This window comes from Bacillota bacterium, assembly GCA_018333655.1.
GTDB lineage: Bacteria > Bacillota > UBA994 > UBA994 > UBA994 > BS524.
In genome coordinates, this window is sequence record JAGXTJ010000034.1 from 16366 (window position 1) to 28429 (window position 12064).

A 12064-nucleotide genomic window follows, 5' to 3' on the forward strand; every position below is an offset into this window, starting at 1 on the left:
TTATATAAAGCGGTTCAGATAAAGCGGTTGAGAAAGGGCGTGGCAGTATCTTGCGCTCTCATGAAGATGACAGAGAATTAGTAGCTAAGTCTCTAAGGGGAGATACCGAGGCTTTTCGGACGATTGTGGAACGCTATCAAGAACGAGTGTACAATGTGGCCTTTCAAATGACTGGCAGCCATGAAGATAGCTTGGATCTCGCCCAAGATAGCTTTTTGCGGGTTTTTCGTGCGCTCAGCAGTTTTAAGGGTGATAGTTCGCTTGGCACTTGGATACATCGCATTGCCCATAATATTGTGATTGATGAGCTCCGCAAGCGCCGTAGGCGCCCTGTTGTAGCCATGAGTACGGATACCGTAGTGATTACAGAGGACGGCGAACACATGCTTGAGTGGAGCGCACCTATGGATGAGGCTCCTGAAGAGCAGTTGTTGCGCGCGGAAAAGAAGCGCGAAATTGAGCAAGCTCTGCAAAGAATTTCGCCCGAACATAGGTCGGTTCTCGTCATGAGAGACATTGAAGGTTTGACGTACGAGGAGGTTGCGGAAGTGCTGGGCCTTAACGTCGGTACAGTAAAATCGCGCCTCAATCGGGCGCGTTTAGCGTTACGAGAAAAACTCAAGGTAATGGAACAAGGCACAGGAATGCGGCGTCTAATAGAACAGAAGGGGGGGTAGTAGATATGAACTGCACTTGGGTCAAAAACAATCTCTGCGACATATTGGACGGTCTACTGCCTTCTGACACTGAGGAACAGTATCAGGAGCACTTGGCTGACTGTGCTGAATGCCGCATGTTGCTGGCAGAAATTGCTCTCGACCAGCAAGCCTTGACTAGTTTGCCCCGTGTGTCTCCACCCGCCGAACTGATTGCCGGTGTACTAAGCGCTATTCGCCAGCCTGTAAAAAAAGCTCTCTGGCCATTTTTTGCCCCTCGCTTTGCCCCTGTAGCCGCCGCGCTAGCGATTATGGTCCTAGGTCTCAATTTCTGGATGGCCTACTTTCCCCATCCGTCAGCGACTCGCGAATCGGCCCTGATTGAGACGCAGATGGCGCCGCGCCTGTTTGTGGCCGGAGGCGAGGAACCGGATTCAGAAGCCCCTGCAGCGACGGACAAGAGAATGGGCACAGCATCGCTAGATGCCGCCAGCGAAAGTGCCCTGCCAGAGCGGCCCTCGTTCCTCCTTGTATCATCTGCGCTCGGTGGCAGTATTTTCGTGGTGTGGGGTGCCATCGTCTTAGTCTGGTATAAGCGTTCGTAGGAACACATGCTTCATTGTTAATGCGACAGCGGGGACGGTTCTTTTTGTCGGTTTTTGCGACAAAAAGAACCGTCCCCGCTGTCGTGCCGTCCCCGCTGTCGCTAATGTTGGGTAAAGTTTGCATACGCCCTTGTCGTGACATGGTAAAAGCATGTAATATTGTAACCAGAGCTAAGTTGTAAGGGGGTATTTTATGATCAATTTGCAGACAACGGCCTTCCTAGATATTAAACTAGGTGACGGGCAACTGTCTTTTGGCGAGAGCGTAAAATCAGTGGAACCGGCTTGCCGTACGTTAGATGAAGCGCGCTATGCCTTTCTGGACGCCGAAGTAGCTGGAAGAACAGATCTATACTACATGTATCGCGACGTGGCGCGGGAGATTGATCGTGCTCACCTGGCTAAGTATGGTCTACGTTTTGACATCACCGTCATTATGCCTGGGCTTATTGGGCAAGAATTTAACAAGACTGTGGGGCATTATCATCCCGTCAAGAGTGGGACTACATACACCTATCCAGAAGTGTACGAAGTGCTCTCTGGCGAGGCGACATATCTTTTGCAGCGCCCAGGGCCTCTGGTGGGTAGAGTGGCAGACGCTTATGTGGTTGTAGCGCGAGCAGGCGACAAAGTCGTTATTCCGCCCGGGTATGGACACATCACCATTAACGCCAAAAGCGTCCCGCTGGTGATGACGAACTGGGTAGCGGCCGATTTCGCTTCGGTGTATGGCGAGATTAAGGACCTCCGCGGGGGAGCATACTACCTGCTAGAAAAGAACTCTACTTCTCTGTGGATGCCTAATCCCCGGTATACGGGACTGCCTGCTTTGCGGTTTAGGGCTCAAGAAGACTATGCTCAATTTGGCCTAAAGGCCAGTGAGCCTATGTACAAGCTGATTTTCGAGTCTCCAGAAAACTTGCGCTTCCTTACACATCCCGAAGAATTTGCTTGGGTAGAGTAGGAGATTCGCGTTTTCGTAGGCTTAGGCCACCGCACCCACAACGCCCGCCTGTGCACCTAGCAAGGCGGGCATTATCTTTACCCCCCGTCATACGCAACCTGTAAGGCTTTCTGCAGGTCAGCGGGGTTTGTAGTATACTAGCTTTAGTGATGATGTAGGATGGTGAGTTTATGCCGCGCTTATTTTTGTTGGACGGATTCTCCCTAGCTTTTCGAGCTTTTTACGCCATAGACGTAGGGTTATCGACCAAGGATGGTCGTCCTACCAACGCCATATATGGTTTTGCGCTCATGCTCAACAAGCTGATTGAACACTACAAGCCAGAATACATGGTGGCAGCCTTTGACCGTGGGCAACCTGTGGCCAGACTAGAGCGATACGCTGCCTACAAGGCGCAGCGTCCCAAGGCGCCTGAGGAATTGAGCCAGCAAATGGACTCCATCAAAGAGCTGCTCGCAGCATTCGGATGCCAAATATTAGAAGTAGAAGGCTACGAGGCGGATGATGTCATCGGCACTCTGACGGCAAGGGCTGAACAGGCGGGTATTCAGAGTGTGATTGTTACGAGTGACCGTGACAGCCTGCAGCTCGTTAGTCCACATGTTAAGGTTTTACTGACTAAGAAGGGTGTAAGCGAGACTGAACTTGTGGGTGAAAGTGAAGTGCGCGCCAAGTACGGCCTTGCTCCCGCCCAATTGATCGAGCTCAAAGCTTTTATGGGCGACCCCTCAGACAATATTAAGGGAGTCAAGGGCATTGGTGAAAAGACGGCCCTCGCCCTTGTGCAGGAGTTTCACAGCGTGCAGGGTGTCTATGACAACATTGCCAATGTTAGCAAGGTAAGAGTGCGAGAGCTCTTGCAGGCAGGGCAGGAAGACGCTATGCTCAGCAAATTTCTCGCGACCATTGTCAGGGATGTCGCGTTCGATTTCGCCATGGAGGGCCTCTTGCCTAGAGAAACAGATGTCGCACGCTTAGCCATGCTGTACCGGGAGGTAGGGCTGAGTAGCTTGCTCTCACGGCTTCTAAGTCAGGCGCCTGCCCCCCTGCCTCCCGTTAATGACTCTCTTGTGGGAGAGGTGGTAGTGGCCAAGACGGCGGAGGACCTGACAGCCTATATTGCACAGATTGACACGGCACGGCCAGTGGCCCTGTTTAAATCCGCGCCGCATTTCTTTGTGCTGGCTACTGGGAACCGCGCTCTAGCTGTGGAGACTCTAGGGCAGACTCTGCCGCCTAGCATGGAGAGGCTTCTGGCTGATGCTCGTCTGACGTGGGTAGTGAGCGGCTACAAGGAGCTCTTGGTGGACTTTAATAGGCGTGGCCTCACCTGGGCGGGTGAAGTTTTTGATATCGAGCTAGCAACCTACCTGCTCGACCCCACCCGTTCAAGCTACAGCGTGGGAGAGCTGGTGACACATTATCTAGATAAAACGATGGCTGACGATGCACAAGCTTTTGCTCTCCTCGCCCTAGAGCCAGTTTTAAGGGCGCAGCTTATCGAAAAAGAGCTTATCGACTTGTACAGTCAAGTCGAGCTGCCTCTTAGTCGGGTGCTGGCTGAAATGGAGATCACCGGCATTGCGGTCGACAGTGGGGTTTTGCGAGAGATGGCCTGGCAAGCGAACCTGCGCCTTAAAGAAATCGTTACGGACATTTATGTTTTGGCGGGGGAGGAGTTTAACATCAGTTCCCCGAAGCAACTAGGGGTCATCCTCTTTGAAAAACTGAAGTTGCCCACTTCTAAAAAGACCAAAACCGGTTACTCCACCGATGCCGATGTCTTAGAGTCTTTAGCAGATCAACACCCTTTAGTCGGTAAGATACTTGAGCACCGTACGCTGGCCAAGCTGCATTCAACTTACTTGGAGGGACTACAAAAAGTAATTTCTCCTGTAGGCAGGATTCACACTACTTACAACCAGACCGTAACCGCAACTGGGCGTTTGAGCAGCACAGAACCTAATTTGCAGAACATCCCCATCAGGCTGCCCGAGGGTCGGCTTATCCGCAAAGCCTTCAAGCCAGGGGCTAAGTTTACCCACATTTTAGCGGCTGATTATTCCCAGATTGAGCTACGCATCCTAGCGCATCTATCCAAGGACCCGATCTTGACCGCTGCTTTTTTACAGGGTGAAGACGTCCACCGCCGCACTGCCGCCGAAGTGTTCGGCGTAAGTCTAGATGAAGTCACCCCTAGCATGCGCGGGAGAGCTAAGGCCGTAAATTTTGGCATAGTCTATGGTATTAGTGATTATGGCCTGTCAAGGGACATCAAGGTAAGCCGCGCTGAAGCCAAGGCTTACATTGACAATTACTTCAAGCGCTATCGGGGCGTAAAGGAGTACATAGAGCGTACTATTGCCGAGGCCAGAGCTACAGGTTTTGTAACAACACTGCTGCATCGGCGGCGCTTTCTGCCCGATATCAATAGCAAGAACTTCACTTTGCGCTCTTTTGCCGAGCGCACGGCTATGAATACGCCCATTCAGGGGACTGCAGCGGATTTGATCAAGCTTGCCATGGTAAAAATTGCTAGCGAACTCAAGCTTAAGGGTCTTTGCTCGCGCATGATTTTACAGGTGCACGATGAGCTAGTTTTTGAGACGACCGAAGCAGAGCTAAGCTTCTTAGCGCCCCTCGTGTGCCAAGCCATGGAGACAGCACTGGCACTAAGCGTTCCCTTGCAAGTGGACTTTAAGATGGGCTTAAACTGGTACGATCTTCGTCCCCTGACTATGGATAGGGCCGAGGCTCCACATGCCTGAACTGCCCGAAGTTGAAACTATACGCCGTAGTTTGTTGCCACATCTTGTGGGCTTGCCTATCTTGGGGTGCGAGATTTACCTCCCCAAGTTGCTACAAAATCTCAGTGCAGAAGAGTTTAGCCAAAGCATTAGAGGTCGCCATGTAGAAGACATCTTAAGGCGTGGCAAGTACCTTGTGCTCAGGCTCTCAGGTGGATATACGCTGGTGGTTCATTTGCGCATGACCGGGCAGTTGCGGTTTGTTCACGAAGATGCGCCGTGCCCGCCACATACGCATATTGTGCTTAAGTTTGCGGCAGGAATGGTGCTGCGTTACACTGACATTCGTCAGTTTGGTTACTGGTTTTTGGCCCCGGATAGCGGAATCGAGCAGGTGGCACGCCTAGAGCGGCTCGGTGTAGAGCCGCTAGCTCTAGATTTTACTGTTGGGCATCTCGAGGCGCTATTGCGCGGTCGTAGGGGTAAGATTAAGGCAGTGCTGCTTGACCAAGCGCGAATAGCGGGAGTAGGTAACATTTATGCCGACGAAGCCCTGTTTGGGGCTGGTCTGCACCCTGCGCGTGCTGCCGGTAGCCTTGCCCCGGAGGAAATTGCGCGTTTGCATAGGCACTTGCAGGAGGTGCTGAATCAAGGTATTCTTATGCGTGGCACTACTCTGCGCGACTATGTCGATGGCTCTGGCGAGAGTGGCGGTTTTCAGCATAAACTAAAAGTATATGGGCAGAAGGGCCAGCCTTGCTCAAAATGTCAGACGCCAATTGCACGCTTGGTCATCGCAGGTAGGGGCACGCATCTCTGCCCCAACTGTCAGGTATAGGGCAACGAGAAGGGGAGAGAGGGCATGGCAGTTCTTATTGGCATAACCGGGGGTATCGGTACAGGCAAGTCGACGGTGGCGGGTATGTTAGCCGCACTTAAAGTCCCCATCGTAGACGCCGACAAAGTCGCGGCTGAATTAATGCAGCCCGGTGAGGACGTATATAACGAAGTAGTGACTCACTTTGGGCGTACCATACTGCGACCAAATGGCATGATTGACAGGGCGAAGCTAGGAGCCCTTGTTTTTGCCGACGGCGAGAAGCGGCGCTTACTCGAGAGCCTGTCTCATGGCAGGATATGGTCTGAAATGATGGAAATATTTCGCTCGCTAGAAGTCGTGGGGCATTGCGCAGTAGCTTTTGAAGTGCCCCTCTTATTTGAGGCAAAATTAAACCAACTTGTAGATGAAGTATGGGTGGTTGTGTGCACGCATGAGACCCAGCTCCAGCGTGTTATGGCGCGCGACCTCTCGGAAGAAGAAGCCCTGGTGCGCATGGCGACGCAGATGCCGCTAGCTGAGAAAATAGAACTTGCCCACAGGGTGATATACACCGAGGGTAGCCTTGGGGACACTAAGATGCAAGTGGAGCGCTACTACATGAGCATTTGCGGAGGCGAAAACTAAGCGTGCGTCGGTATGCCTTGTTGCTGACATTGGTCGCAGTCATGGTAGTTATGGCAGTACTCATCGCCCCGTCCCTGTGGCGCATTATCTACCCTTGGCCTTATCGAGACATAGTTCTGCGTTATGCCGAGCTACATGGCTTAGATCCCTTTCTAGTCGCGGCGGTCATACGGGTAGAGAGTAGCTTTAGAAGCAAGGCTGTATCGCCCAAAGGTGCGCGAGGGTTGATGCAAATTATTCCTACCACGGGGCAATGGATTGCCAGCCAAGTAGAGGTGCCAGATTACAGTGAAGATAGGCTCGACAACCCCGAGACTAACATTATGATGGGCACATGGTACTTAAGAAATCTTAAGGAACAGTTTGACGGCAACCTGGTCGTGGCGCTGGCCGCCTACAATGGAGGCAGAGGTAATGTCAAAAATTGGCTCAAAGAGGGTGTTTGGAGCGGCCAAGTGGCAGACATTGCGAGCATTCCCTTCTCAGAGACGCGACACTATGTTTGGCGCGTGCTGCGCATCCAACAAGTTTATCGCGAACTGTATGGCCGTAAAACACAATAATCTCCCTTGACACACGGACAGTTTGCTTGTAAGATAAGTATCGGCGGTTGAAGCCGAAGTGGTGGAACTGGCAGACGCGCTGCGTTCAGGGCGCAGTGAGTGAAAGCTCGTGTGGGTTCGAATCCCACCTTCGGCACCACTTACCTATTTTCAACGAGACATCAGCTGTCCGAGTGGCGGAACTGGCAGACGCGTACGTTTGAGGGGCGTATGGGAGACCATGTGGGTTCAAGTCCCACCTCGGACACCACAAAAAACTAACACCAGGTAATACTGGTGTTTTTTTACTATACAAAGGAAGAAAGAGGCGTTGTGTTAATGAGGCGCATTTTGTTTGCGGCTGTGATTGTGCTAGCTATACTTTCCCTCCTAGGTTGTCAGTCCCACTCGACTATACCAGCCCTCTTCACGGCACATTTTATTGATGTGGGCCAAGGCGACAGCATTCTCTTGCAGGCTGGTGCGCAGAACATACTTATCGATGCCGGTGACCGGGCGAGCGGTGCGCGGGTCGTTGCCTACTTGCGAGCCCAGGGCGTCCGCAAGATAGACCTCTTAATCGCGACTCATCCACATGCAGATCATATTGGGGGACTAGAAGAAGTGTTTCAGCAAATGCCAGTGGCGCGCATCATCGATTCTGGGCAAGTACATACCACGCAAACATTTTTAAACTACCTGAGGACAATTGACGACAAGAACATACCTTTCGAGACACCTGCTGGGCAGATTATCGAGTTGGCAGCCAATGTAGAGCTTAGGGTTATTGGTCCGCTCCGAGCTTATGATAACTTGAACGATGGTTCAGTGGTCGTCATGGTTAGGGCAGGGACGGTCAGTCTTTTGCTCACCGGCGATATGGAGAGTGACGCGGAGAGGGATCTGTTGCAGGCGGGGGGCTTGTCGGCTACAGTGCTCAAAGTCGGCCACCACGGCAGTAATACTTCGAGCACCACAGACTTTCTGCAGGCGGTGCGCCCAAGGGTAGCCATCATCTCGGTTGGAGCGGACAATTCGTTCGGCCACCCCTCCCCAGCCGTGCTTGCCCGCCTCAGGGAGGTAGGCGCTGACATCTACCGCACCGATAGACATGGCACTATAGTCCTCAGGACGGACGGGGAGACTTTTTCTATACGGACAGAGCGAAAATAACCTAGGGGGTTTTGGCGTGAAGATGATTGCCGTTGTGGATCGCATCGAGTCTCTGCAGGCAGTTCTTCTGCTCGGAGAAGAAGAGGTAAGGGTGTGCCTACCGTTGACTTGTTTACCGCCAATCAGCGAGGGGTCGGTACTCGACATTGCGATTACGCTCAATAAGTCCCAAGAAGAACAGCGACGATGCGAGGCTACCATGCTTATGCAAAAGTTAAAGCGACCGCGCACAGAGACATAAGTCGGGGTGCTTCGCGGTTTGTCGCGCTAAAATGCCTCATTTGTCTGAATTTAGCGAAATGTTTTTTGTCACTAAAGTAACTCCATGGCAGGAACTCACAATATGGGTGTGGTATTCACCCTAAAAGTTGAGACGTGGAGGCGAGTTAGATGCAAGAACAGAGTGTTTACTACTGCGTGGTGCACGGAGATCGAAGGGATATGGCCTTTTCTTCGGACCGTGCCAAGCAAGAAATGGTTAATGCCCTGGCGGAGTGCAAAGCTTTCTCTAGTATCCATGTGTATGCCTTTGCTTTTTTGGAGTCACAAGTCCACCTCGCACTACAGGGCACAAGTAAGGGCTGTGTTGAGGTGGTCTCTCGGCTCTGTCCGACACGGGCAGGCGAGGGCCTAGGCGCGCGCTTTGAACGACATGTCTGTCATCCCGATCGGCGGCTTCTCACCCTTGCCGCCTACTTGCACCAGCTACCCGTGCGCTATGGGCACTGTCAGCACCCTAACTTAGCGCGTTATACCAGTCATTCCGCTTACTTGGGCGGAGAGAAATACCCGTTTGTAGATAGCGCAGCAATGCTCGCCTTACTTAGCCCCGACCGTAAAGAAGCCATTCGTCTTTATCTTGGCCTTTTGAAGAGAGAGGTAAGTCCCGCGGAGCTAGAGCAGGTATTTTGCCGCGAAGAGAATTCGCGTTCACATAGTGGCGTGCGGCATGTGCCAGATGTATTAGAGGCAATTGCTACGCATATTGAAGAGGTTACGGGAGTGGCCCTAAGCATCATGCGCGGCAAGGGGCGCTCTCCACGCGTGGTCGAGGCGAGGCGTCGCCTGATCGCCAGTGCTGTTCTTGAGCATTCTGTCCCAGTCTCCGAAGTCGCGAAGTACTTGCATGTTCATCACTCCTATGTTTCGCGGCTGACCTTCTCACATTGTGACAGTGTGGGTAACGAAAGGCCTATCGCCTAATTGCCTCTAGTGTGGGCATCTCTGCATAGTCTCCCAGTCTTTAGAGAAAAATACCCCTGAGGTCAGGTGAGGTCTGTGCGGAAGAAAGTAAGAGCATTGCGAAAACCACTACCGGTCAAGGAATTTGCCAAGACTCCCACCGCGGAGGGCTGCTTCAGCGGCCATCTGGCTCATGATTGCGCCGGGTTAAAGGCCATTTTGGCCAGCTCTGCCGATCTTAGAGAGCGCTTGTTAACCACCAGTAAAGGCACTCAGGGCGCGGTGCTCTACTTTGCCAATGTGGTCAATCTGCCCTTTGTCAGCGAATCCATCGTCGGGCCTCTGCAGAGACATGGGGGACGCTCTGACATGGAGTACATAGCGCAGCAGATTGTGCATGTGCCGGAATACAGTCTTGAGAGCGATCTGCAAAAAGTAGCCTGCGCTTTGTCCGATGGTGCTGTGGCCGTGCTCTTGGCGGGCGAAACATGTGTGCTACTAGTGCCGCTCTTTGCCATGGAACACAGGCCGATTGAGCGAGCCATTCAAGAGGATATATTGATAGGCCCACACGAAAGCTTCTGCGAGAGTTTAGGCAGCAACATAGCCTTGCTGCGGCGCAGGATAGCGACTCCAGATTTTAAAGTAAAGGAACTGACTATTGGTCGTCGCTCGCGCACCACGGTGGCCATTTTGTACTTAGAACGCATTGCAGCAGCCAAGTTAGTCGACGAAATGGACGAGCGGCTACGGAGCATCGACATCGACTTTGCCTTAGGTATCACCTACTTAGCCGATTTTCTAGAGGACGACCCGAGGTCTGTCTTCCCTACTCTAAGGTCGACAGAAATCCCCGTCAGGGTAATGGCCGCACTAATGGAAGGGCGCGTCGCGGTCATGGCGGAGGGCGATAGTAGCGCGCTCATTGCGCCGACCTTTGCTCCAGAGTTCTTGCAGGCCTCCGAAGACTACTTTGACCGACCGATGTCGGGCACGTTTTTTCGCCTTATTAGGCTGGTGGGTCTGCTCCTCTCGGTTTTTCTCCCTGGCATGTGGATAGCGCTGGTGGCCTTTCACCATGGCATAATTCCGACTCCTCTATTTGACTCTATTGTCGCGGGCAGAGAGGGTGTCCCCCTGCCCACGGTACTTGAAATATTCGTGCTTATACTGGCCTTTGACCTGATCGTGGAATCGAGCACCAGGATGCCCACCCGCATTGGCCAGGCGCTTGGTATTGTCGGAGGCATAATTTTAGGGCAGGCGGCGGTGCAGGCGGGCTTAGTGAGCCCGGCCATGGTGATTGTCGCCGCCCTCACCGGGTTATCAATCTTCACGCAACCCTCTGTCACTTTTCTTTCACCACTACGTTTTCTCAAGTACCCCGTGCTTATCGCTGGTAGCATTTTAGGGGTATTCGGTGTAGTCTGGGCACTAATCTATATTTTGATTGCTGTAACATCCTTGCGCTCCTTTGGTTATCCCTACATGTACCCCATAGCGCCCTTTAATTTGCGGGGGGCGATAGATGTTTTTGTCAGAGTGCCAAAGTTCATGCATCAAAAGCGGCCGTCAATACTGGCCTCGCCGGAGGAGATGCGCATGGACACCCCACTGCCCCGCCCCACACGCAGGAAAAAGCCATGACCAAAATCAGCATAGGTCTGTCGCAGGGCTTCTTAATGATTGTGACGGTGACTGTGGGCACGGTTTTCTTCCCGGTGGCGGGTGTAGTTGTGCCGTTAGCCGGGGCTTCGGGCTGGATAGCGGTACTTCTCGCCTTTGCCGTGGCTTTGCCATGGTGTGCCATGGCCGCTTATCTCGCCCGCCACGGGCCGCCCGGCAACTGGGGAGGAGCCGTGTTGTCGTGGCTTGGGCCCGTGGTGGGGCGCATATTCTTGCTTTACTTTGCTTTTGTCTGGCTGTGGCTCGGTGGGTTACTGCTCGGGCAAACTGGTTTTGTTTTTCACGATATGGCTATGCCGCGCACACCGCCCGATGTCTTGAATTTTGCGTTACTGCTGCTGGTCGTGTTGGTGGACTACAAGGGGCTCGAGGTATTTGTGCGGACCATCGAAGCCTTGACGTGGCTAAGCATCATAGGTCTTTTGGGCTTTGTCGTCGGAGTGGTGCCGCTGACAGAGTTAGATAACTTGCTGCCGGTAATCGATGCCGCCCCCGCGCTCATTGCCCATGCCGCTCTGTTTTGCCTACCCTGGGCTATGGAAGGGGTGTTATTTGCTCTTTTCATGGGTGTGTTTCTGCGGCAGCGGTCAGGCCTGGGGGGGCTGTTTAGCCTTGCGGTCGGGGGGGCGGGAGTCTTACTGGCACTGATGACCGTGTTTACGCTCGGAGTACTGGGGAGGGGAGTCACAACTAGTTATCTCTACCCCACAGCCATACTGGCGCAAACCTCGCGTCCGGGCTTTTTCCTCGAGGGCATGGAGTTGTTTCTTTATCCGCTGTGGATTGTGGCGTCATTTGTGAAAATAGGGGCGGCGTTTACCATGGTTTCCCTGAGCCTAGCAGGAGTATGGTCGGGTTTTAGGCAGCCCTATCGTAGTTTGTTGCTTGGGGTGGTCTTCTTTATTATTGCCACGACACCCTCGCATATCTTTGCGCTTGTAGCCTCGATTTCTCGCGTCGACAATTCCTTCATAATGTCTTTTTATCTTATTCTGCCGTTACTCGCCTTGTGGGTGCGACTTAGGCGGCACGAGGAGTGAGACA

Annotated in this window: 12 protein-coding genes and 2 tRNA genes; all 14 read left to right on the plus strand. The window is 52.9% G+C overall.

Annotated elements, in window-relative coordinates:
* Window positions 1–50 precede the first annotated feature (50 nt).
* The 14 genes from KGZ92_06835 (at window position 51) to KGZ92_06900 (ending at window position 12060) form a co-directional block, all read left to right on the plus strand.
* Complete coding sequence (locus KGZ92_06835; protein ID MBS3888997.1) at window positions 51–677, plus strand: sigma-70 family RNA polymerase sigma factor; 627 nt, start codon at window positions 51–53, stop codon at window positions 675–677.
* Between the two features lie 5 nt (window positions 678–682).
* On the plus strand, window positions 683–1261 hold the full coding sequence (locus tag KGZ92_06840) for a zf-HC2 domain-containing protein (protein ID MBS3888998.1): 579 nt from the start codon (window positions 683–685) through the stop codon (window positions 1259–1261).
* A gap of 193 nt (window positions 1262–1454) precedes the next feature.
* Entirely contained in the window at window positions 1455–2225 is a 771-nt protein-coding gene (locus tag KGZ92_06845) for a glucose-6-phosphate isomerase (GenBank protein MBS3888999.1), read from the plus strand.
* Window positions 2226–2395: 170 nt separating this feature from the next.
* Entirely contained in the window at window positions 2396–4993 is a 2598-nt protein-coding gene (polA, locus tag KGZ92_06850) for a DNA polymerase I (GenBank protein ID MBS3889000.1), read from the plus strand.
* A complete protein-coding gene (mutM, locus tag KGZ92_06855; GenBank protein ID MBS3889001.1) occupies window positions 4986–5810 on the plus strand; it encodes a bifunctional DNA-formamidopyrimidine glycosylase/DNA-(apurinic or apyrimidinic site) lyase in 825 nt (274 codons plus the stop codon). Before polA ends, mutM begins: the two co-directional genes overlap by 8 nt.
* 24 nt (window positions 5811–5834) lie before the next feature.
* A complete protein-coding gene (locus tag KGZ92_06860; GenBank protein ID MBS3889002.1) occupies window positions 5835–6437 on the plus strand; it encodes a dephospho-CoA kinase in 603 nt (200 codons plus the stop codon).
* A gap of 41 nt (window positions 6438–6478) precedes the next feature.
* Window positions 6479–7000: a lytic transglycosylase domain-containing protein gene (locus KGZ92_06865; GenBank protein ID MBS3889003.1), complete on the plus strand. Its 522-nt coding sequence runs from the start codon at window positions 6479–6481 to the stop codon at window positions 6998–7000.
* Between the two features lie 52 nt (window positions 7001–7052).
* Window positions 7053–7139 (plus strand) — tRNA-Leu (locus tag KGZ92_06870).
* 28 nt (window positions 7140–7167) lie between these two features.
* A tRNA-Leu gene (locus KGZ92_06875) sits at window positions 7168–7250 on the plus strand.
* Window positions 7251–7318: 68 nt separating this feature from the next.
* The gene (locus KGZ92_06880; GenBank protein MBS3889004.1) at window positions 7319–8152 is read left to right on the plus strand and encodes an MBL fold metallo-hydrolase; all 834 of its coding nucleotides are present in this window, start codon (window positions 7319–7321) and stop codon (window positions 8150–8152) included.
* A gap of 16 nt (window positions 8153–8168) precedes the next feature.
* Window positions 8169–8393, plus strand: coding sequence for a DUF3006 domain-containing protein (locus KGZ92_06885; protein ID MBS3889005.1), 225 nt, complete (start codon window positions 8169–8171; stop codon window positions 8391–8393).
* A gap of 149 nt (window positions 8394–8542) precedes the next feature.
* Window positions 8543–9355 (plus strand): hypothetical protein, encoded by an 813-nt coding sequence (locus KGZ92_06890; GenBank protein MBS3889006.1) that lies wholly within the window; start codon window positions 8543–8545, stop codon window positions 9353–9355.
* Between the two features lie 75 nt (window positions 9356–9430).
* The gene (locus KGZ92_06895) at window positions 9431–10981 is read left to right on the plus strand and encodes a spore germination protein (GenBank protein ID MBS3889007.1); all 1551 of its coding nucleotides are present in this window, start codon (window positions 9431–9433) and stop codon (window positions 10979–10981) included.
* Window positions 10978–12060 carry a GerAB/ArcD/ProY family transporter gene (locus KGZ92_06900; protein MBS3889008.1) on the plus strand — a complete coding sequence of 361 codons (1083 nt, stop codon included), beginning with the start codon at window positions 10978–10980 and terminating at the stop codon, window positions 12058–12060. The genes KGZ92_06895 and KGZ92_06900 overlap by 4 nt, the downstream gene beginning before the upstream one ends.
* Window positions 12061–12064: the final 4 nt, after the last annotated feature.

Coding starts and splice junctions, on each gene's coding strand:
- KGZ92_06840 (MBS3888998.1), top strand. CDS start 683: ATGAACTGCACTTGGGTCAAAAACAATCTCTGCGACATATTGGACGGT.
- KGZ92_06845 (MBS3888999.1), top strand. CDS start 1,455: ATGATCAATTTGCAGACAACGGCCTTCCTAGATATTAAACTAGGTGAC.
- polA (MBS3889000.1), top strand. CDS start 2,396: ATGCCGCGCTTATTTTTGTTGGACGGATTCTCCCTAGCTTTTCGAGCT.
- mutM (MBS3889001.1), top strand. CDS start 4,986: ATGCCTGAACTGCCCGAAGTTGAAACTATACGCCGTAGTTTGTTGCCA.
- KGZ92_06860 (MBS3889002.1), top strand. CDS start 5,835: ATGGCAGTTCTTATTGGCATAACCGGGGGTATCGGTACAGGCAAGTCG.
- KGZ92_06865 (MBS3889003.1), top strand. CDS start 6,479: ATGGTAGTTATGGCAGTACTCATCGCCCCGTCCCTGTGGCGCATTATC.
- KGZ92_06880 (MBS3889004.1), top strand. CDS start 7,319: ATGAGGCGCATTTTGTTTGCGGCTGTGATTGTGCTAGCTATACTTTCC.
- KGZ92_06890 (MBS3889006.1), top strand. CDS start 8,543: ATGCAAGAACAGAGTGTTTACTACTGCGTGGTGCACGGAGATCGAAGG.
- KGZ92_06900 (MBS3889008.1), top strand. CDS start 10,978: ATGACCAAAATCAGCATAGGTCTGTCGCAGGGCTTCTTAATGATTGTG.